A 20,324-nucleotide genomic window follows, 5' to 3' on the forward strand; every position below is an offset into this window, starting at 1 on the left:
GATGCGGAGAGTCCTTCGGGCGAGAACAGATCGGCGGCTTCATCGACATCCAGGGTCTGGATCGCAAGTTCCCTGCACTCGCTAGCCGACGCAGTCGATATCTTCACCACGGTCCTCCAGGCGTGACAGCCCCATTGAAGGCACGAGAGCCCAACACAGCAAAGCGTGCTGCGCGCAGAAGTACCGGGGTCGCCAGAACTTTCGCAAGCAGGTCCCGGCAGTCGGCTTGGTTCCAGCCGGCCAGGATCTGTCCAGGCTGGTCCGCCAGGGTCAACACGAAACGTGCGATGGCCTCGTTGTCCGCGGCGTCGCCCGTCTGAACGGTGCCAGCTAGGGCTTCTGAGAAACCAGCCAGCAGAGTTTCCGGGGTCGACCAATGCCAGAGGTTGCGCGCGACCTGATCGGCCAGTTCCCGATGGCGTCGGATTTCGCCAACACCGGCCCGCATAACATCGATACACTCGGTCGGTTCCGAGGCGCGCTGCATCTTGCGCTCAACCTTTGTCCAGTACCCCTTACCGATCAGCGAGGCGATTTCCCTGGTTATCGCCTCCAGCACCATGTCGCACTGGTGGTTGGCGAATGGGTCCGCAGGCTGGTGAGCCGTTGCCCACAACAGGTGGGCCTCGGCTAGGCGAAGGACCTCGCCCGGGGTACGGCCGCTAGTTCTGACCGTCGGTGTCCTATTTCCTCGCCCCATGATTGCATTCGGCTGGGGTGGTAGCAGGGCCGTCGCGCTTGCCTCTCGTGCAGTAGCCCGGACGAGACCTCCCTGTGCGGGTACGGGGATCTCGCCCGACGCTGGGCATCGGATCGAGACGAGCGGCTCTTGAACCGTGAACATCTCGGCTACTGTCCGCACGCCGTCGGTACGGTCGATCAGACGAGCCACATAGCTTCCGTTGCGGCAGAGGGCAAAACGCCACTGCAATGGTTGGAAGCCCCGATCGCAGGTAAGGGTGGCGAATCCGATCCCCGAGCGAGAGATCGTGATTCGGCTGCTCTGCGCGTCGTCATAATGGCCCTTGAAACGCTGATTTGCTCGTACGCCACGAACGGTCTGGGACCATGCTTCGGGAGTCATCGGCAGACGGATTCCCTGTTCTAATTCGGAAAGTTTTTCGCCTGTGTCCGAAAGCAGAGTGACAGTGAGCTGTGCCGGGCTGTCCGAGGGGCCGTCAATGGATATATCGGCGCGGCCATCCCACAGATCACTGAGTGTCGGCTGGGCCGGATCAGACAAGAGTCTGATGCCTTCTCCTGCTGTCGCGCTGTCCGGGCGCACCTTTGGGTCGCGAACGGTCACAGCGATGTAGCCATCCGCGATGGTCTTGCCGCTTTCGGCTAGGAGTGCAACTGCGACCTCGAATGTCCCAGCGCTCAGGTCCTCCAAATGCAACAGAAGGTCGCGCTGTCCGCCTGGCCACTTCAGCGTCTGGGAGTGCCCGTCCAGCGTAACGATGCAACTCTCCGGGACCTGCTCAGAGTAGATCCCGATCATTCCGGGCTCCCCGGCCAGCCACTCGACAGTGCCTTCTCCGTCCCACGAGCTCGCGACAATGCCCACTGGTCTGATCACAACCTTGGTAGCGAGCGAGAGACCCACCGGGGCGAAGGCTGCCGCGTAGCTCTCGCTGGCAGCATCGGGCACAGTGATGGTGTAAGCGCGTACGCCAGTGGCTTGAAGCGGGATCTCGACCGCGGTGGGGAGCGCGGGGATGGACGTGTCTTCGTCCACGACCAATATGTACGAGGATCCCGGATGCATGATCTTTCCCTTGACCTCAACCGCCAGATTCGGCGCCCGCAGGCGGAACAGCCACGTGCGGCCGGGGCTAATGGCGCAGTGATCGGCTATGAGGTGGTTGGCCGGATCCGGTGCCCGTTCCAGACGGATAAACGGTTCGTGCGGTCTGGGCCAGCGGGCAAGCTGGACCTCGTGGCCGGGATAGAGCAACTGCCCCCTCGCAAGGTAGCGCCGTTCGGCGCCAGCGACGCTGGGTCGTCGGCTGCGCAATTCGTCAGACAACTGGGGCAGGCGGGTGATAAGCGAGCTAAGATCCGGAAGTTCTGCGTATGCCCTCCACTCACCCTGGACACGGCGTAGGAGAAGGCGAGGGTCGGTCGGCCTCGGGAGTCGTTCTGGCCACGACGGCCGAGTCAGCTTGCGGGGCACCGGGACCAAGCCCCGCGCCTTGGCGCGGACCTTGCCGGCTGTTCGGCGTGCCGTGCTGAGCCACTGCTGTGATTGGCGCTCACGTGACAGCCCGTCCACCAGCCTGTGGAGCGTAGAGCCGAGCAAGTACGGCGACTCGTCCTCTTCCCCGGAAAGCAGGGCAACGGACACCTGGCCGAGCAGTGCCGTGTTCTGGCAGAAGTACCGGAACTGCTCGGGATAGGAACCGGTGCGGGCCGCCAGGCGCTCGCCAAGGATGCCGGGATCCCGTAGCAACTGCGCAGTTAGGCCCGTGCGGAAGTCGTAGAGGAGATGCGCGAGGTGGCGCTGCAGGTACACCGGCAGCACGGCATGCGTGATTGGCCAGGCGATGATCCGGAAATGCCCAGCGAAGGCTCCCTGCGGCCGTGCCCCGCCGTAGTCGTCGGCGAACCTCTGGAACCATTCCCGGATCCGGTCCCGGTCGCCGTTCTCACGCCATCCGGGTGTCGAGTCCTCAAACGTCTTCCAGTACTCTCCGCCAGCGTAATTGTGACCCGACTCGGCAGCGTAGACAACGAACGGAAGCCACCACCGCTGGGCTGAGGCCCAGAACCCCTGACGCACTGCTAAGCGGACCGTTTCCTTCAGCAGTTCAAGATCCGTGTCGCAGAGGTCATGCTCAAGCGCGAACACCGGGGCGACAGGTGTCAGCTGTTCGCGGCTTGCATGCAGATCACGGAAGCCCTGGTCAAGTTGCGTGTGAAGATCCTGCAAGACTTGAACGGTGCTCCGGCTAATCGGCTCCCTCACGTTCTCAGCCCCTCATCGAACCTTCCTGCCGGTTGGCCGTTCCGACACTAGCCATCAGGTCTGACACTTCCGGAGATTACCTGTAAAAGGCCTAGTGGCAGGCTGGTCCCAGCGCCAGGAGTGTCGGCCGCCATCAGTGCACTCTGGAGGTCCACGATTACCAACTCTCTCGCGGACGCTGCCGGTTTCCCCAGGTCGAGGCCGAGATCGGCCAGTTCGTAGGACGGGCACAAGTGATCACGCCGACCAGCCATCACTGGACACGCGCTTCCTTCGCGATCTCGTAGGCCAGCAAACCTGAGCCTGACCGCCTCCGGCGGCGGCAAGCTGCAGCCATACGTCATCATCTTTGGGGTGGGGGCCGGGTGGCTGCTCTTGCCGATCAGCGGAATACGACGGCGGGCCGGGGACCGCCCTGTATACGCGGCTTCAGGAGATCTTGGACAGCGGATGATCTGTTTATCTTGTACGGAGCCAGTCTCGTGAGGATGGGAGCGTAGCGCAGGTAGGTGATGCGTTTGCGGTCGCCGCTGGCTGGGCTTGGAGGTGGGTGCGGGCCGCGATGAGCATAGCGGTGGAGGCGTCGATGGCCAGCAGTCGCGCGGTCGGGGATCGCCCGGCCAGGGTTCGGGTGGGATGACCGGTGCCGCAGCCGATATCGGCGATCACCTTCGGAGTTCGGCATGGCGTCGGGGCTGGGGTTGGGACGAGCCAGGGCGGTTTCCAGGAGGTCGGCGATCAGTTCACCGGCGTGCTGTCCTTGGATCTTGGCGTCCAGCAGGCGCTGTGGCACGCGACCTGGGCCTGGTCGGCGTACAAGGCGGGGGCTAAGCGGGGCCGGTGAAGGGCTGCGTCGCCCGGTGCCTGGTCGCGTGCTCCGGACGCAGACGCTGATCTGGGTGCGGTGCGAGGCGACATCACCTCACCGCCCGGCTGTGGTCGGCGGCCGTGGTCAGTTGTTGGTGCCGCGTTGTGGAACTGGTGGACGAGGTGGTTAGCAGCGCGGCGGGAGGTGACGACGTAGACCTGGGCCTGCTGTCCGCGCCATTATGCAGCACGTGCGCGTTGTGACGGTTGTCCACGCTCGTCCTTCCGGTCAGTTCGGCAGCCGGGTGCGGTCTGTCTGTGGCCCGTCGATGGCGTTGGTGTGTGGTTCAGCGGGGTGGATTGGTGAGGAAGTCGAGTTCGGCCTGGAGGGCCTGTTGGATTGAGTCCGGAGTTCGGAGGGTGTGGCCTTCGTTCCTAAAGCTGAGCAGGTGGGCTTGGTGGCCGAGTGTTTGGGCTAGAAGGTGGGATTGTTCAGGGGGTGTGATGGGGTCGTTGTCGCCGTGGATGAGGAGTATTGGCCGGTTGATGTTTTCGGGGTGCTGTAGCAGGGATCGTTGCCGGTAGGTCTCTTTGGCTTGGGCTGGGGGGCCGATGAGGCTGTCGGTGTGGTGGGCTTGGAATTTCGGGGCTGCGTTGCGCCAGGTGGTCGGCTCGATCACGGGTGAATGGGCGATGGCGGCAGTGAAGATGTCAGTGAGGGCGATGGCACGCAACGCGGTGTAGCCGCCTGCGCTGGCGCCCCAGATTGCGGTGCGTTGGCGGTCAGCGTGGCCGGTGGCGATCAGGTAGGCGGCGGCATCGGCGCAATCCAAGGCGTCCAGGACGCCCCATTGCCCGTGCAGGGCTTGGCGGTAGCGGCGTCCGTAGCCGGTGCTGCCGCGGTAGTCGATCTCGGCGACTGCGTAGCCGCGGCTGGTGAAGTATTGGGTGTGCCAGTCCAGGCGGAGTGGTGTGCTGGCGGTCGGGCCGGGATGTGCTTTGACGATCAGTGGCGGTTGTCTCCGGTCTTCGGCCGGTGGGTGGTACCAGCCGTGGGCGCGGGCGCCGTCGCGAGTCGGGAAGGTAAACGCCCGTGGCCACGAGAGCGTGCTGGTGCTGGTGTTTGGTGCTGCGAGTGTGCGGTGGCGTCCGGTGTCGAGGTCGACCAGGACGACTTGTGGGGCTTGGGTTGGGCTGGCAGCGATTATTGCGGCTGTGGTGTTGGAGGCCGACAGGTACGGCTTGATCGAGGTGAACGGCAGGTCCACGTGGCGGGTGGTGCCCTCTTGGAGGATGTGGAGGTATTGTTGTCCGCCGTTGTGGGCGAGGACGGCGATGCGGCCGTGGTCGAGGAAGGCGTAGGTGGAGTAGCCGAATTCCCATTGCGCGACGCCGAGTTCCGATTCCGGTGTCCAGACCGGCGAGAGCCGGTTGTCGCGCCAGGCGTACAGGTTCCACCAGCCGGACCGGTCGGAGACTAGGTGCAGGACACCATCGGGGCTCCATTCGGGCTGGAATACCGATTCTTCCGGGCCGCCGGCCACCACGATGGGCTCGCCCAACTGTCCGGGGGCCAGGATTTCGGCGAGGTGGAGCCAGGTGCCGTCCCAGGGCATTAGTGGCGCGTTCCAGCAGGTCCAGGCGAGCCACCGGCCGTCGGGGCTGGGGCGGGGATAGGAGTAGAAGTCCCAGCCGCTGGCGACTACCCGCGTCTCGCCGCCGGTTGCAGGCAGCCAGACCAACTCGTTGATGACAGCGTCGGGTTCGTGGCGTTCGCGCACTGCCCACAGGCCGTGGCGGTCGGGGTTTAGGCGCATGTCGGCGTAGCGGACGCTGCCCGGCACGTTCGGTGCGCGGGTGAGGGGGATGATGTGGTCGCCGGTGGCATGGTAGAGCCGCTGGTCGTCGGCGTTGCAAAACCAGATGCCGGTGTCGGTGGCCAGGTAGGCGCCGCCGCCGTATTCGTGTACGTACGAGGCGACGCTCGGCCCGCCGGGCAGCACGTCCCGCACGCCGGTCTGCGGGGTCCAGGAGACGAGAGCGTCGCTGCCGTCGGGTCGGCCTTCCAGCCAGTAGACGAGGTTGCCGCCGTCCAGGACGGTCACGGCGTCGTAGGCGACGCTGGCCTTGGCGACCAGTTCGGCGGTGATAGCGCTCAATGATCGGCCTTCACTGTGGCGTGGGCCTGTTCGTCCAGCTGCGCCGCGTGGCGGGTGTGGCCGCCCTCGTGGAGGAGGTTACGCAGGCGGCGTACGGCGCGCATGCCGGAGACCGACCCGCGGGCGGCGAAGACCCGCAGGGAAGCACTGGCCATCCTCAACGCCTGATCGATGTCGCCTGAGTCGAGGTGTGCCTCGGCCAGTCCGAGCGTGAACTGGGCTTTGCGGCGTACGCAGGTGGCGGGGACGGAGTCGATGCCTTCGGTGAACGCTGCGATCGCGGCCGTGGGTTGGCCCAGTTGCAGGTGGCATTGGCCGCGGTAGCCGGCCAGCGCGGTGTGGTCGAACTCATACATCCACTCCTCCCTACCCTCCGCGGCGTCGAAATGATCGCGCGCATGCCCGAGGAGCCGGGTGGCTTCGGCCGGGTCGGCCGGGGCCGTGACGGTGGCGGCCACTGCGCACAACCATGATCGTGTCAGGTGGGTGGTGGTCTTGGGTGCGGTGTCCAGGGCTTGCCGGGCGTAGTCGATCGCTGCGGGTATGGGGCCGGAGGCAAGTGCGTGGTAGGCGGTGACGTAGGAGTTCAGCGCGGGGTTGGCGGCCTCGGAGCGAAGGCGGGCCGCGGTCTGGTAGTGGCGGGTGAGTTTGTAGGGGTCGCCGAGGTCGTGCCAGATCCAGGCGGCGAATCCGGCGGCCTCGCTGGCGGCGGAGGCGATCCGGTGCCGGAGCGGATCGGAGTGAGTGGCTTTGAGCAGGGACATCAGCAGGCCGAGGTGAGCTTCGACCGGGACCAGCATCTGCGCGGAGGTCAGCTCGTGGTAGAGGGACCGTTGCCGGTCAGTGATCAGTTCTAGTTGCTCGACCATGCCTGCAGAGACCGAGGACGAGGCGGCCGCGGTGGCCAGGTGGCTCCAGTCAACGTCCTGATCGGGGACGGGGGTGTGAGCGTGGCGGGCGGCCTCGCGGGTGTGGCGGATGGCGGCCTGCTCACCTACCACGGCGGGGAACAGGCTGACCAAGCGTCCGCCCGCGGTTAGGGCGCGTTCGCACGCGGCCACCACGTCTTGGGAGGGCGCCACTTTGGCGCGTTCAACGGCGCCCAGGTGCTGCCAGGAGTAGCCGGTGAGCTCGCCGAGCCGGGCCAGGGTGAGTCCTTGTTCCAGGCGGAGCTGCCGTAGTTGGGCGCCGAGCCGCGCGAGCGCGGAGGCCGAGGCGTCCAGTGGCTTGGGCGGCCGTCCTGCTCTGCGCCGTGGTCGTGATCCCGGAGACGTCGTCATGGACGCTCACCTTCATGGGTTTTGCTCGTCGTTGCGAGCAAATCAAATCGGGGCGTGTGCTGTCAGCCACGGGCCAGGCAACGCCTGGATCACCGCCGCCGCTAGACCGGCGGGACCCTCGATCGGAGGAAGACCCTCGTGCAGGTAGCACACCCCTACACCGGAAACGGGCGCCTCCCGCTGCCCGTTGGCGAATCCGCGTTTGACATCGCCCGGGCGCAGCGTGCTGTGACCGAGTTGCTCGCCGCGCTGGGCGTCCCGGCCGACAGCGAGGTTGCTCGCAACACCCCGCGCCGAGCCGCGGCCGCCCTCATCGAACTGCTGACATCAGAGCCGTTCGAGCTGACCACCTTCCCCAATGCCGAGAACCATGACGGGCTGGTCGTGGTCCGGGACGTCGTCTTCCGCTCGCTGTGCGCTCATCATCTGCTGCCGTTCGTCGGCACCGCGCACATCGGCTACGTCCCGGCAGAGCACCGCGTTGCCGGCCTGTCCAAGCTCGCGCGGACGGTTGCGGTGCAGGCCGCGCGGCTGCAGGTGCAGGAGGAGCTGACTCAGCAGATCGCCACCCAACTGGAGGCGCATCTGCAGGCCCGTGGCGTCGCCGTCTTGGTCGTGGCCGAGCACCTGTGCATGAGCCTGCGCGGTGCTCGATCGCCCAAGGCCAGCACTGTCACTCTCGCCGTTCGCGGGGTCCTGCGGGACGACCCGGCGCTTCGCGCCGAGTTCCGCGATCTGCTGTCGACCCAGAGCGGGGGGTGGTCACCGTGAACACTCAGGTTCCGCTTGATCCCGAGGCGATCGTACCTGTTGATCCGGTCCCGCGGCATGCCGTTGTCGTCGTGTCCGGCGGCTTGGACAGCATCACGCTCGCCGAGTGGCTCATGCTGCAGGGTGCGGTGTTGACGCTGGTGTCCGTGGACTATGGGCAGCGGCATCGCACCGAACTGCGCTACGCCCGCCAGGCCGCCGCCCGCCTCCGCGCGTCCCACTACGTGATCGAGATGCCCGCTCTGGGGGACGTCCTGGGCGGCTCGGCATTGACGGATCGGGCGGTGGCGGTCCCCGACGGCCACTACACCGACGAATCCATGCGAGACACGGTCGTCCCCAACCGCAATGCGATCATCCTGGACATCGCCGTTGCCGTCGCCATCGCCGTGGGCGCGGACGCGGTGGCCTATGGCGCGCACGCGGGCGACCACACGATCTATCCCGACTGCCGCGCGGAATTCCTCGAGGCATACCGGCGGATGGTCGCCGTCGCCAACGAAGGCTTCCTGAACCCGGAGTTTCAGCTGCTGGCCCCGTTCATCCGGGCATCCAAGGCCGACATCGTGGCCCTGGCGCACCGGCTGAACGTGCCGCTGGAGGCGACATGGTCGTGCTACCGCGGCGGTGACCGGCACTGCGGGAGGTGCGGGACGTGCACCGAGCGGCGCGAGGCGTTCGCCGTGGCGGGCGTGGCGGACCCGACCACCTACGCCGAACACGCCGAGTGCGGAGGGGCGTCGTGATGTACCGGATCGGTAAACGCCTGGCGTTCGAAGCCGCCCACTGCCTGGACGGGCTGCCGTTAGAGCACAAATGCTCGCGTCTGCACGGACATTCCTACACCGTCGAGCTGGTGCTGAGCGCGCCGGAGCTGGACGAGCAGGGGTTCGTCACCGACTTCGGTGATCTGTGGCCGCTGGCCGAGTACGTGGCCAACACCCTGGACCACCGAGTCCTTAACGACGTCATCACCGGGCCGCCGACCAGTGAGCGTCTCGCGCGGCACCTCTACGACTGGTGCGTCGCGCGCCTGCACCTTCCCGGACAGGTCGCCGTGGAAGCCGTACGTGTCAGCGAGACGGCCTCCACGTGGGCCGAATTCCGGCCGGAGCGCTGCGATGACTAGCGCGACGACGGCGGCTCGGGCTGGTGCGCTGGTGGTATCGGAGCTGTTCGGGCCGACGCTGCAAGGCGAAGGACCAAGCGCTGGGCGGCTCGCGTCGTTCATCCGCCTGTCGGGGTGCAACCTGTCCTGCACCTGGTGCGATACACCGTGGACGTGGCGGTGGAGTGATCACGATCGCGTGGCCGAGCAGCATCCGATGCGCGTACCCGACGTAGCGGCCTGGGCGCTGTCGCATCCGGCCCCCCTGTATGTGATCACCGGAGGCGAGCCGCTCCTTCAAGCTCGCGCTCTCGCCGTCCTGGTGGCAGAGCTTCTCGCTACGGGTGCGCGCGTGGAGATCGAGACCAACGGCACCCTCCTTCCGCCCGCCTCGATCTGCGGGAAGGGCGTGACCTTCAACGTCTCACCGAAGCTGGGCAACGCCGCCATGCCGCTCCGGCGGCGCATCAAGGCGGCGGCCTTGAGGTTCTATGCCGCCAGCGGCCAAGCGGTGTTCAAGTTCGTCGTCACCCGGCCCAGCGACCTGGACGAGATCGCCGAGCTTGAGCGGGCCCACCGATTGCGGCCCATCTGGGTGATGCCCGAGGGCACCCACAGCAGCGCCGTCCTCGCAGGACTGCAGGGTCTGGCCGACGAGGTCGTGGCGCGCGGCTGGAATCTCACGCCGCGGCTGCATGTGCTGGCCTGGGAGGATGCCCGTGGACACTGACCAGCCCACAATGCGGCCTGGGCAGGGCCGTCGTTTCCTGGTCCCGAGTCCGCACGTGTCGGGAAGCGGACCTGATCAAGGATCGGGAAGCGTTCCTGCTGCCCAGGTGACCTCGACGGTAACCGCTGCCGCCCCGCGTTGGGTAGAGGTTGGCGGTGGCGTTCTGCCCGCTACGCGTCACCGAGCCTCAACCACGGTCGATGACCTGCTGTGGTCCGTGACACCCCTGACCTGGGAACAGGCCCGCGCCTTGCCGCTGGCCATCGCACTGGCCGAGGCCGGGAACCTGCCCATCACCGGCATCTCACACACCCAGGCGCGGCTCCTGGCGGCAGCGGCCGGCGGGCGGCTACCGACCTCGCAGGAATGGGAATGGATGGCCGGCGGCGGAAAGCGCCGCTACCCCTGGGGAGACACCGGCCCCGATGACCGGCACGCCAACCTCCGCGGCCTAGGACCGGAGCGTGCAACGCCCGTCGGCGCGTATCCGCATGGAGCCACCCCTGACGGGCTACTGGATGTGGCGGGCAACGTCTGGGAGTGGACCGCCACCCCGCGCCCGGGGCAGGGAGTGGTGATCCGGGGCGGCTCCTACAACTCCATCACCATGTACGCCCACTGCGCGTACATCAACGACGTACCTGCCGCACTAGCGTCTCCTGGCATCGGGGTGAGGGTGGTGCGTGACCCATGAACCCTCCGTTCCTTCAGGCGCCGCGCGCAGCCATCGACCCGGTGACGAGCCGGATGGTGTTCGCAGCGTGTAGCCGCCGCAAGCTGACCACACGCGAGCCGGTCCCGGCCCTCGACCTTTACCAGGGCGGATGCATACCGCAGCTTCGTCTGCGGCTCGGTGGGTCGCCCAGGCACCGAGCACGGATCTGGATTCTGTCCGCCCAACACGGCCTGATCTGCGCGGACAGCCCCATCCTGCCCTATGACCGCCGGTTGGACCATGTCCGCGCCCGGTACCTGCGGCCTGCAGTGACCACGACGCTGGCCCACCAAGCCCGCGTGGACGGACTCCCCAGCGAGTGCCTGATCATCGCCGAGCCCGTTTACCTGACCCTCCTCACCGACCTGCTGTTCACCCGCGTCCAGGTGCACTGGATCGACGACGTCCACAACGGCTGGGACCGCGCCGCTGAGGTGCTGGACGCCTGGGGGTGGCCCTGATGTCCCGCGTCTTTCAGCACACCCGCGTCTGGCGGCTTGGCCCTGCCCAGTTCGACCACGCCATCGGGCTTGTGGCCGACGCGATGGCCCGCCACGATCCTCAACTGATCATCGGCATCGAACGAGGCGGACGCGAACCCGCCCTCGCGATCGCCGCTCGCCTGAACACCCCCGCCAGGATGCTCAGGGCCTCACACAACCCCAACGACGCGATCGGCCTCCCGGCCACCGGCCGCGTCATCCTCGACCTGCAGCAGATCACCAGGACGCGCCCCGCCGACCGAGTACTCATCGTGGACGACATCTGCGGATCCGGTTCGACTCTGCACACCACCATCCAGGCCATCACGGATCTGTGGGCGGCTGCCTGCATCCAGACAGCAACTCTGTGCCGCAACGTCGGCGCCTCCTTCACCCCGGACGCCTGGATCTGGGACGTCGCGGACTGGGTCGCCTTCCCCTGGGAGAACACGCCCCACGACGCCGCGACCGAGCCGTTGCCCGCGCCCACCACCGTGAGGTCCCCGTGAACATCGCCTTCGTCCTGCTCACCTACGCCGCAGATGCGCCCGCCGGCGTCGAACGCACCCTCGCCGCCCTCACCGGCGGACTCCGCCGCCTCGGCCACCAGGCAGTGATCCTCACTGCCGTTGGAGATGAGCACGCCGACTCGCAGGTGATCCGGCTGAGGTCCATCCACCTGCCCTCTCCGGCGCGCGAAGAGCATCTAGGGGCCGCGCTCGCCCAACCCGCCCCCATCGCCCACGAAGTCCGCCGCGTCCTCACCGAGCGCAACACCGACGTCGTCTGCTGGGCGGACGCCGCGTGGGGACTCGGCCACCTGGCGCCCGCACCACCCGGTGTGCGCACCGCTCTGAAAGTCTCCGTGCTGCGCACCGACCCGCTCTTCCACCAAGCCCTGGCCCACGAACCGGACGCGGTCATCACCAACAGCCCCTTCCTGCGAAAGCAGGCGAGCATGGCGGGAATCGACGCGACCCGCTGGATACCGGTCCCCAACGCGCTCCTGACCACCACCCAGCCGCCCGAGCCCGATCAGCGCGAGGAACTGCGCCGATCAGGACCCATCCGGATCGTCGCCCGCGCCGAGCCACACAAGGGAATCCGCGAACTCATCACAGCGCTGCCGCCCGGCCTGAACCGCCGCGTCGAGGTCGTGCTCGCCGAGGCAGGATTCGAGTACTGGCCCGGCATGCAGGACACCGTCCTGGCCGAATGCACCGAGGCAGCACGACAAGCCCCTGGCCAGGTGACAATCCTGCCCGCGCTGCCTTGGCGGCAGGTACCGGACTTCCTCGGCGGAGCAGCGCTCACCATCATCTCCACCACCAGCCCCGAGACCTGGTGCAACGTCGCCGCCGAAGCGCTGTCGGCCGGAACCCCGGTCATCGCCTACGCCTTCGGCCACGTCCCCGTCCTCACCGGAGCAGCGGGCGTGATGATCCCACCCGGCGCCCCGGCAACCGCTCTTTGGGAAGCCGCCACCGATCTGCTCGGCGACACAGCCGCCTACCACCTGGCGGCCCGCACCGCTCCCACCCGAGTCGCCGACCACACCCCGACCGCAAGCGCCTCCCACTTCCTGGCCGCAGTGACGGCCTGAACGCGCCAGCAACACCCCGTCATGACGAAGGAATCCTCATGACCCTTCTCGGTCTCGGGCACAACGACACCGTTCTGACCATCGCTACGCACCCGGACGACGAGACCTTGGGCGCCGGCGGCACCTTGAACCGGCTGGCCCGCGCAGGCATATCCGTCCACGTGCTCGCCGTCTGCTGCCACACCGCACCGATGTGGGGCGGCACAAGCGACAGCGCGCTACGCACCAAAGAATTCAACGCCGCCTGCGACGCCCTGGGAGTCACCGGACGCCACATCGCCTGGATCAACGACGAACGCTCCGCCTATCCCGGGGGCCATCTCCGCGAACTGGTGGAGCTGATCGAAACCGACAGCCCGCTGTCCCTGCAAGAACTCCGGCCGACACTGCTGTTCATCCCGGCCGCCACCGGCTTCCATCAGGACCACCAAGCCGTCCACCAAGCGGCCTTCGCCGCCGCCAGGCACGGCGGAACACTCAAGCACACGCCCCGCATCGTGCTCGGCTACGCCGGACCCGAGGACTCCTGGTCGCGCGACACCGAACCATGGCGCGTCCACATCGACACCTCCGACAACTGGCCCGCCAAACGCGCCGCACTGTCGGCCTACGCCTCCCAGCTCCGCGAAGCCAACCACCCACGCAACATCGACCGGATCCACACCATCGACACCGCCGCCGGAGCTTCGGTCGGCCTGGAGTTGGCCGAGACCTTCGTCCCCTACCGGGTGATGTACTGATGCGCTCGCAGGTGCTCGTCCCCCACCAGCCCGCCTACCTACCATGGGCGGGCTACTTCTCCCGGCTCCTGGACGTCGACCGGCTCGTCCTGCTCGACCACGTGCAGTTCACCGAACGCGGCTGGCAGAACCGCAACTTCATCCGTACCCGGAAGGGCGAGCGTATCCGACTCACCGTCCCCGTAACACGACGCTTCGGCCAAGCCATCAACCATGTCCAGATCGCCGATCCCGCCTTCACCGCCCGTCACTGGCGGACGATCCAACAGGCATACCGGCGCGCCCCCTACTGGATGGACTGCACGACCGAACTCGCTTCCATCTACCAATCCCGCTGGGACTCCCTGGCTGCCCTGAACCTGGCCCTCACCCGCGCACTGCTGCGGTGCCTGGGCCACCCCATCGAAATCCTGCGCTCCTCGGAACTGGCGCCCGAAGGCAACAGCACGGCGATGCTGATCGACCTGTGCCGCCGCACCGGAAGCCGAGTTCTGCGCGTCGGCACCGGGGCTTCCACCCACTACCTGGACCGGCAACTCCTCGCCGATAGCGGCATCACCGTGGAGATCGCCGCCTACACCACCCCGACCACCGAAGAAGAGGCGGACCGAGCGCCAGTCTCCATCCTCGACACCCTCGTCCGTCACGGGCCCAACACCCTCGAAATCCTCCGCCAAGGCGCCACCCTCCGGCTATGGACCCAGCCGTGAACCAGCACCCCGCCGCACACACCCTGATGCCGCTGGTCATCGACCCAGCACGGCTCAGGCGGGCGGCCCGGCAATGCATGCGACGCGCCTCGGCCCCGGGAGCCGACGGCATCACCTGGAAGACCTACCGCGCTGACCTCGACGATCGGCTCCGCGTCCTTGGTGACCGCCTGCGCCAAGGAACCTGGCAGCCCTCACCGCTACGCCAACTCGCCTGGCCCGACTGGGACAAGCGTCTGCCCGTGACCATTCCCACGGTGGAAGACCGCATCGTGCACCGCGCCCTGCGCAACGCCGCCGAACCCATCCTTGAACACGCGGCCTACCAGCCCTGGAGTTATGGCTGGCGCCGCCGCGCTGGACATGTCGAAGCCGTCGCCGCCGCAGCCCGCCACATACAAGCCGGCCGCCGCTGGGTCGCCGACCTCGACGTGGCCGCAGCTTCAGCCGGAGCCCATCCCGATGAACCGGTCGACTGGCTCGCCCGCTGGATCCACGACGGCTCCTTCCTTGAACTCATACGCCGGATCCTGCGCGGGCTTCCTGCGCCCCTCGTACCCGGGAGCGGCCTGAGCCCCATGCTCACCAATCTGCGCCTGGTCCAGGTGGACGAGCAACTGGCCGCGCTGACCCTCATCCGGCTGACCGACAACTACACCGCTTTCTGCTTCACCAGAGCCGAAGCCAGGCAGGCCGCCGAGCGCATCAGCACCGCCCTGAGCCGCCGCGGTCTAGCGCCCAACCTCCGCAAATCCAAGATCTGGTGCCCCAATCCCGAAGACCTCTACCTCGCCGGATGAGCCGATCATGCGACGCGCCCTTCTCTATTGCACCTTTAACGGCGTGGCCAACTGCACCAACGGCATCGGACGCCAGACCCAGACCCTCCTGGGCGCTCTTGGCCACCGCTGGAACGACCTGACCGCACGCACCGGCCCCTTCACCCCCTACCTGGCCATCCCCACCCCCGGCCCACGAACATGGGCCTACGACCCCGCCCGGCTCGCTGCCACCGAACAGATCATCTCCGCACGCGGCGGACAGATCCTGCCACTCGACCACGACGACACCGCCGAGTTCTGGTCTCCCACCGTCTGGCGGCAGCTCTCACGTGGGGCAGCCGCAACCGCCCTACAGCTCACCCGCCACTACGACCAGATCGCCGTCATCGCCGTCGACACCCCGTTCCTGGGAACCGGCACCGCCTACCTCGCCAACCCCACCGACCAAGCCAAGATCACCATCCTGCTCACGCCCTACGGGACCGCGCACATCCACGGCCACCCTGATCCGGACCCCGCACGACTGGACTGGGAGCACCATGGACTCAACGCCACCACCGCCCCCGGTATCCACGTCGCCGACATCGGCCGCTTCCTCACCACCCACCTCATCAACCGGTTCGGCCTGTCACCCGATCACTTCCTTCCCTACAAGTCCAGTCTCGACTTGCACGCCCCCGACCTCACCCCCATGCCGCCCGACCAAGCGCGACGCACCGCAACCGCCTTCGGCGTCCCCACCGACCGGACACTGCTGCTCACCATCGGTCGAACCGCCACCACCAAAGGCATCGACCTGCTCCTGAACGCAGTCGCCCAATGCCGCGACGCCGCTCATCTCGTCGCGATCATCGTCGCCTTCGATGACCACGACCCGCTCCTGGACGACTACCGCCGCCGCATCGCCGCCCTCAACCTTGACGCCACCCTCATCACCACATTCACCCGCCAGCTCCCGCGCGCCCTGGCCAGCCTTCCCACCACTCGCGCCGTGATCTGCCCCTCCCGTGGGGAGACCCTGGCCAACGTCCCCTTCGAAGTCGCCCTCTGGGCGCGGCACGGCGGCCCGGTCGTCGTGGCCCCCGCCAAAGACGGCTTCCTCGAACAGATCACCCACGGCCACACCGGTCTGCTCTACCCGCCCAACGACCCCGCCGCACTCGTCTCCGCGCTGCGGCATGCCATCGGCCTTGGCCAGCGCGCACGCACCCGCATGTGCGCCGCCGCCTACCAGCGTGTGGCCACCGAACGCGACGTCATCCCCAACCTCTCCACGACACTCCGATACCTGCTGCCGGCGCCCGCACACTCATCCCGGTAACCTCTCAAACTGTCCGCACGCACGCGGGCACCCGCCCGCCCCGGTCAAAGGCGACACCCAGACACGCGCGTTCCGGGGAGGGCCAAACCGCAATGACACCCCTGCTGCTGGTGGACGGCCACCACCTTCTGTATCGCTCCTGGTGGGGCTTCAGCGGCCGCCGCATCCTGTCCCGCGACAAGCAACGCGACCTGACCGGCGTGTTCGGCTTCCTAGCCATCCTCCGCAAAACCCACCTGGAAGAACTCCCCGACCACGAAATCATCGTCATCTTCGACGGCGAGAACGCCCACACCACCCGCCAGCCCCACGACGCCACCTACAAGGCCAACCGCGCCACCGCCGACCACACCCCGATCAAATCGCTCCGCCCGGTCAAAGACGCCCTCACACACCTCGGCGTGCCCTGGCTCGAACTCGACGACCACGAAGCCGACGACGTCATCGCCACCCTCACCCACACCGCCACCGCAAACGGCCGACCCGTCACCTGCTACTCCGGCGACCGCGACCTGTTCCAACTCCTCGACCACCCGGCCGTCACCCTCCTCAACCCGGCCCGCCACCGCCTCACAGGCCCCGACATCCAGGAACGCCACCAGGTCACCGCCCGGCAGTGGCCCGACTACCGCGCCCTCACCGGCGACCCCGCCGACAACATCCCCGGCATCTCCGGGATCGGCCCCAAAACCGCCGCGGCCCTCCTCGCCGACGGACTTCACCTTGACGACCTACCCGGCTCCCCACGCCTACGCACCCCACGCTGCCGCGGTATCACCGACCACTGGGACCAACTCCTGACCTGGCGAGACCTCATCCGCCTCAACCGCAGCATCCCCATACCCACCCCTCCCGGCACTGACGCCCCCACCCCGCCACTACCACGCGCCGCTCGGACCCTCGAAGACTTGAACTTGTGGTGACCCTCCCGGGGAGAGGAGCAGGGCAGACGCCTGTGAACCAGCCGGGACCCGCCGGCAGGAAACGTCACAACCTGCCAGCCCCAGCCTGAAGGCCAACTGCCCTCCCCGCCACCTGCCGACCAACCGACTCCGACACCCTCTCGGCCGCCCGCTGCGTTGCTCGACCGGGTAGAAGAGATGGGGAGTGTCCTGAAGATCGTGTGGGTGGGGTGGTGATCCGGAAGGCTGGGGCCGTTGCCCCGGCTGGGAAGGATCATCTGTGACCAACGATGATAAGGACGAGCGGTCGGGCGGGCTGGATGTCCGGCTTGCCCGGGAGCTGATCGAGCGGGCCCGGACCGAGGGGGTGTCGCTGGTTGGTCCGGACGGGCTGCTGGCCGGTGTCATCAAGACGGTGCTGCAGGTCGCGCTGGAAGCGGAGATGTCCGAGCATCTGGGTTATGAGCGGGGTGAGCGCCCGGCCCGGCCGTCGGGTAACCACCGCAACGGTAGCTCGTCCAAGACGGTGTCCACCGAGGTCGGCCCGGTCGAGATCGCGGTCCCGCGGGACCGCGCGGGCGAGTTCGAGCCGCAGATCGTGCCCAAGCATGCCCGCCGGGTGGAGGGCTTCGATGAGGCCATCGTCTCGCTGTATGCCAAGGGGTTGACCACCGGTGAGATCCGCGCGCATCTGGCCGAGATCTACCAGGTCGAGGTCTCGCGTGATCTGATCTCCCGGGTCACCGACAACGTGGTGGCCGAGATGGAGTCCTGGCGGGCCCAGCCGCTGGATGCGGTGTATCCGGTGGTGCTGATCGACGCGCTGTATGTGAAGATCCGCGAAGGTCAGGTGGCCAACCGCCCGATCTACATCGCGGTCGGGATCGACTGCGCCGGGGAGCGGGACGTGCTGGGCATGTGGGTCGGAACTGGCGGCGAGGGCGCCAAGCACTGGATGACGGTCCTGGCCGAGTTGCGCAACCGGGGCGTGCAGGATGTCTGCATCGCCTGCTGCGACGGACTCAAGGGCCTGCCGGAGGCGATCGAGGAGATCTGGCCACAGGCCACCGTCCAGCAATGCGTGGTGCATCTGGTCCGCTCGTCCCTGCGGTATGCCTCCAGGGCGGACTGGACCCGGCTCACCAGCGAGTTGCGGCAGATCTACACCGCCCCGACCGAGGCCGCCGCCGAGCAGCGGTTCGCCGAGTTCGAGGCCGAATGGGCCGCGAAGTATCCGGCGGTGATCCGGCCATGGCGGGACGCCTGGCCGACCTTCGTCCCGTTCCTGGCCTTCCCGGCCGAGATCCGCAAGGTCGTCTACACCACCAACGCCATCGAGAGCCTGAACGCCCGGTTCCGCCAGGCCACTCCGCCGCGGGCATTTCCCGACCGAGCAGGCCGCGCTCAAGGCGCTCTACCTGGTCATCCGCAGTCCCCTGAAAGGCCGCACCAACGTCACCGGAAGGACCCAGGGGTGGAAGGCCGCGCTCAACGCGCTGGCCCTGCACTACGGTGACCGCATCACCCTCAACTGAAGAGCGATCACCGCCTCACCCACAGACTTTCAGACACTCCCAAGAGATGACGTACGCCCCGGAAGTCTCCAAATGCACCCGGCCCCAGTGGCGGCACACGATCAAGTCCGTTCTAACCTGCATGCTCGCATTGTTGATGGCGCTCGGCGAAGTTGGCTCTTTGAGACATTGATCTTCCCGAACCAGGGGCAGTCCAGTGGGGCTCGCAGTCGTTGGCTGATGTGGGCCTTGGCGGCGCAGGTTCGTACTGCAGGTTCGTACTCTGGTCTGCGTGATTAGGTCGGTGGTGTTCGATGTAGGCGAGACTCTAGTGGATGATACCCGTGAGTGGCGTTCGTGGGCTGATTGGCTTGGTGTCCCGGCGCACACCATGTCCGCGCTGGTCGGTGCCGTCACGGCTCAGGGGCGTGACAACGCCGATGCGCTTCGTTTGATCCGGCCGGGTCTGGACGTCGTCAAGGAGCGTCGTGCCCGTCAGGCCGCTGGCTGCGGCGAGCAACTCAGCGACTATGACTTGTACGACGATGTGCGGCCTGCATTGGCTGAACTGCGCAGCCGGCGGATCTGGGTCGGTGTTGCGGGCAATCAGACGACCGAGGTGGCCGAGCTGTTGCGAGACCTCGACCTGCCGGTTGATGCGGTCGCCACGTCTGGGGAGTGGGGGGTCGCCAAGCCGGATCCGGCGTTCTTCACGAGAGTGATCGAATGGGCTCCTGGTGCTCCAGCGGAGATCATGTATGTCGGTGATCATCCCGCGAACGATGTGGTGCCCGCGAAAGCGGCCGGCTTGGTGACCGTGCTGTTGCGGCGCGGCCCGTGGGGGTATCTCTGGGCCAATGATCCTGAGGGCGGTCGAGCTGCTGATTGGGTTGTGGATGGGCTGGCGGATCTACCTGATCTTGTCGCGGGTGCAGATTTTCGGTAGATGTCCTTGGAGACTTCGGTGGATATTGACACGCGGATTGGCGCTCGTATCGCCGCGACGCGTGCCGCGCGGCGGCTTACTCAACAGCAGTTGGCTGAGAGCGCACACGTCTCGTTGAGTCTCCTCCGTAAGATCGAACAAGGATCACGTCCAGTCACTGACCGGACGCTCGAGGCAGTTGCTGAGGCAGTTGGATCGAGTCCGGATACGCTGGCGGGGAAGCGTGCGCACACTAACACGCGGATTCATGCGGCGATCCCGGCGATCCGCAAAGCCATTGATGGATACGACCTGCCCGATGACGGACCGGTTCGTCCCCTTCCGCAGCTTCGAGAGGCCATCGAGGCGGCCACCCGTCATCGGCTCGCTTCACAGTACGTACAACTAGCGGAGACCACGCCCCCACTGCTCAGCGAGCTCGCCAGAGGGATACAAGGTGGCGGAAGGATAGATCTGCGCGAAGCGGCATGGCTCCTGGCGGTTGGCTACCGCGCAGTGGACGCAGTCGCCTACAAGTACGGTTACTACGATCTTTCAGCCAGGCTCATCGAGCTGATGCGCTGGGCCGCGGGTCTGACCGAAGATCCGGTACTTGTCCTCACCGCTGCCTACGTCCGTACAGAGGTCTTCCTGGCCAGCCATAACCTGGCGACTGGGCTCAAGGCGCTTGAACATGCCCTGGACACCGTGCGGCCGAGCACACCTTCAACAGGCGCTCGTGCCGCGATGGGTGCTCTCCACATGCGGGCGGCGGTCACGGCCGCCCGGATGGGTGGGAATCCCCAG

The 20,324-nt window shown here is 67.1% G+C and carries 19 protein-coding genes and 1 pseudogene; 16 read left to right on the plus strand and 4 right to left on the minus strand.

Annotated elements, in window-relative coordinates; translation table 11 throughout:
* Positions 1-103: 103 nt before the first annotated feature.
* From ACGWYJ_RS33695 to ACGWYJ_RS33710, 4 genes are all read right to left on the minus strand, one after another.
* Positions 104-2,932 carry a hypothetical protein gene (locus ACGWYJ_RS33695; protein ID WP_395110611.1) on the minus strand — a complete coding sequence of 943 codons (2,829 nt, stop codon included), beginning with the start codon at positions 2,930-2,932 and terminating at the stop codon, positions 104-106.
* Positions 2,933-3,427: 495 nt separating this feature from the next.
* A complete protein-coding gene (locus ACGWYJ_RS33700; protein WP_395110612.1) occupies positions 3,428-3,637 on the minus strand; it encodes a class I SAM-dependent methyltransferase in 210 nt (69 codons plus the stop codon).
* A 485-nt stretch (positions 3,638-4,122) separates the two neighbouring features.
* Positions 4,123-5,934, minus strand: a complete 1,812-nt coding sequence (locus tag ACGWYJ_RS33705) for a S9 family peptidase (RefSeq protein ID WP_395110613.1) — start codon at positions 5,932-5,934, stop codon at positions 4,123-4,125.
* Complete coding sequence (locus ACGWYJ_RS33710) at positions 5,931-7,214, minus strand: helix-turn-helix domain-containing protein (protein ID WP_395110615.1); 1,284 nt, start codon at positions 7,212-7,214, stop codon at positions 5,931-5,933. The genes ACGWYJ_RS33705 and ACGWYJ_RS33710 overlap by 4 nt, the downstream gene beginning before the upstream one ends.
* 138 nt (positions 7,215-7,352) lie before the next feature.
* Between ACGWYJ_RS33710 and folE the strand changes: the two genes are divergently transcribed.
* The 16 genes and pseudogenes from folE to ACGWYJ_RS33790 form a co-directional block, all read left to right on the plus strand.
* Positions 7,353-7,985, plus strand: coding sequence for a GTP cyclohydrolase I (folE, locus tag ACGWYJ_RS33715; protein ID WP_395110616.1), 633 nt, complete (start codon positions 7,353-7,355; stop codon positions 7,983-7,985).
* Positions 7,973-8,731, plus strand: coding sequence for a 7-cyano-7-deazaguanine synthase QueC (queC, locus tag ACGWYJ_RS33720; protein ID WP_395110617.1), 759 nt, complete (start codon positions 7,973-7,975; stop codon positions 8,729-8,731). The genes folE and queC overlap by 13 nt, the downstream gene beginning before the upstream one ends.
* Positions 8,731-9,114, plus strand: a complete 384-nt coding sequence (locus ACGWYJ_RS33725) for a 6-pyruvoyl trahydropterin synthase family protein (RefSeq protein ID WP_395110618.1) — start codon at positions 8,731-8,733, stop codon at positions 9,112-9,114. Before queC ends, ACGWYJ_RS33725 begins: the two co-directional genes overlap by 1 nt.
* Positions 9,107-9,823, plus strand: coding sequence for a 7-carboxy-7-deazaguanine synthase QueE (locus tag ACGWYJ_RS33730; RefSeq protein WP_395110619.1), 717 nt, complete (start codon positions 9,107-9,109; stop codon positions 9,821-9,823). Before ACGWYJ_RS33725 ends, ACGWYJ_RS33730 begins: the two co-directional genes overlap by 8 nt.
* Before the next feature lie 217 nt (positions 9,824-10,040).
* Complete coding sequence (locus tag ACGWYJ_RS33735) at positions 10,041-10,517, plus strand: formylglycine-generating enzyme family protein (RefSeq protein ID WP_395110620.1); 477 nt, start codon at positions 10,041-10,043, stop codon at positions 10,515-10,517.
* Positions 10,514-10,999 carry a DUF6884 domain-containing protein gene (locus ACGWYJ_RS33740; protein ID WP_395110621.1) on the plus strand — a complete coding sequence of 162 codons (486 nt, stop codon included), beginning with the start codon at positions 10,514-10,516 and terminating at the stop codon, positions 10,997-10,999. Before ACGWYJ_RS33735 ends, ACGWYJ_RS33740 begins: the two co-directional genes overlap by 4 nt.
* Positions 10,999-11,529: a phosphoribosyltransferase gene (locus ACGWYJ_RS33745; RefSeq protein ID WP_395110622.1), complete on the plus strand. Its 531-nt coding sequence runs from the start codon at positions 10,999-11,001 to the stop codon at positions 11,527-11,529. Before ACGWYJ_RS33740 ends, ACGWYJ_RS33745 begins: the two co-directional genes overlap by 1 nt.
* Entirely contained in the window at positions 11,526-12,623 is a 1,098-nt protein-coding gene (locus ACGWYJ_RS33750; RefSeq protein ID WP_395110623.1) for a glycosyltransferase family 4 protein, read from the plus strand. Before ACGWYJ_RS33745 ends, ACGWYJ_RS33750 begins: the two co-directional genes overlap by 4 nt.
* A 38-nt stretch (positions 12,624-12,661) precedes the next feature.
* Positions 12,662-13,363, plus strand: coding sequence for a PIG-L deacetylase family protein (locus tag ACGWYJ_RS33755; RefSeq protein WP_395110624.1), 702 nt, complete (start codon positions 12,662-12,664; stop codon positions 13,361-13,363).
* Complete coding sequence (locus ACGWYJ_RS33760) at positions 13,363-14,073, plus strand: WbqC family protein (RefSeq protein ID WP_395110625.1); 711 nt, start codon at positions 13,363-13,365, stop codon at positions 14,071-14,073. Before ACGWYJ_RS33755 ends, ACGWYJ_RS33760 begins: the two co-directional genes overlap by 1 nt.
* Entirely contained in the window at positions 14,070-14,873 is an 804-nt protein-coding gene (locus ACGWYJ_RS33765; protein WP_395110626.1) for a reverse transcriptase domain-containing protein, read from the plus strand. The genes ACGWYJ_RS33760 and ACGWYJ_RS33765 overlap by 4 nt, the downstream gene beginning before the upstream one ends.
* A gap of 43 nt (positions 14,874-14,916) precedes the next feature.
* Positions 14,917-16,176 (plus strand): glycosyltransferase family 4 protein, encoded by a 1,260-nt coding sequence (locus ACGWYJ_RS33770; RefSeq protein ID WP_395110627.1) that lies wholly within the window; start codon positions 14,917-14,919, stop codon positions 16,174-16,176.
* Between the two features lie 92 nt (positions 16,177-16,268).
* The gene (locus ACGWYJ_RS33775; protein ID WP_395110628.1) at positions 16,269-17,099 is read left to right on the plus strand and encodes a 5'-3' exonuclease H3TH domain-containing protein; all 831 of its coding nucleotides are present in this window, start codon (positions 16,269-16,271) and stop codon (positions 17,097-17,099) included.
* A gap of 259 nt (positions 17,100-17,358) precedes the next feature.
* Positions 17,359-18,613: pseudogene (locus tag ACGWYJ_RS33780) on the plus strand (IS256 family transposase).
* Positions 18,614-18,884: 271 nt separating this feature from the next.
* Positions 18,885-19,538 carry an HAD family hydrolase gene (locus ACGWYJ_RS33785; RefSeq protein WP_395110629.1) on the plus strand — a complete coding sequence of 218 codons (654 nt, stop codon included), beginning with the start codon at positions 18,885-18,887 and terminating at the stop codon, positions 19,536-19,538.
* 18 nt (positions 19,539-19,556) lie between these two features.
* A partial coding sequence (locus tag ACGWYJ_RS33790) for a helix-turn-helix domain-containing protein (protein ID WP_395110630.1) occupies positions 19,557-20,324 on the plus strand: 768 nt, incomplete at its 3' end.

This window comes from Actinomadura sp. SCN-SB (assembly GCF_043906805.1).
Classification (GTDB): domain Bacteria; phylum Actinomycetota; class Actinomycetes; order Streptosporangiales; family Streptosporangiaceae; genus Spirillospora.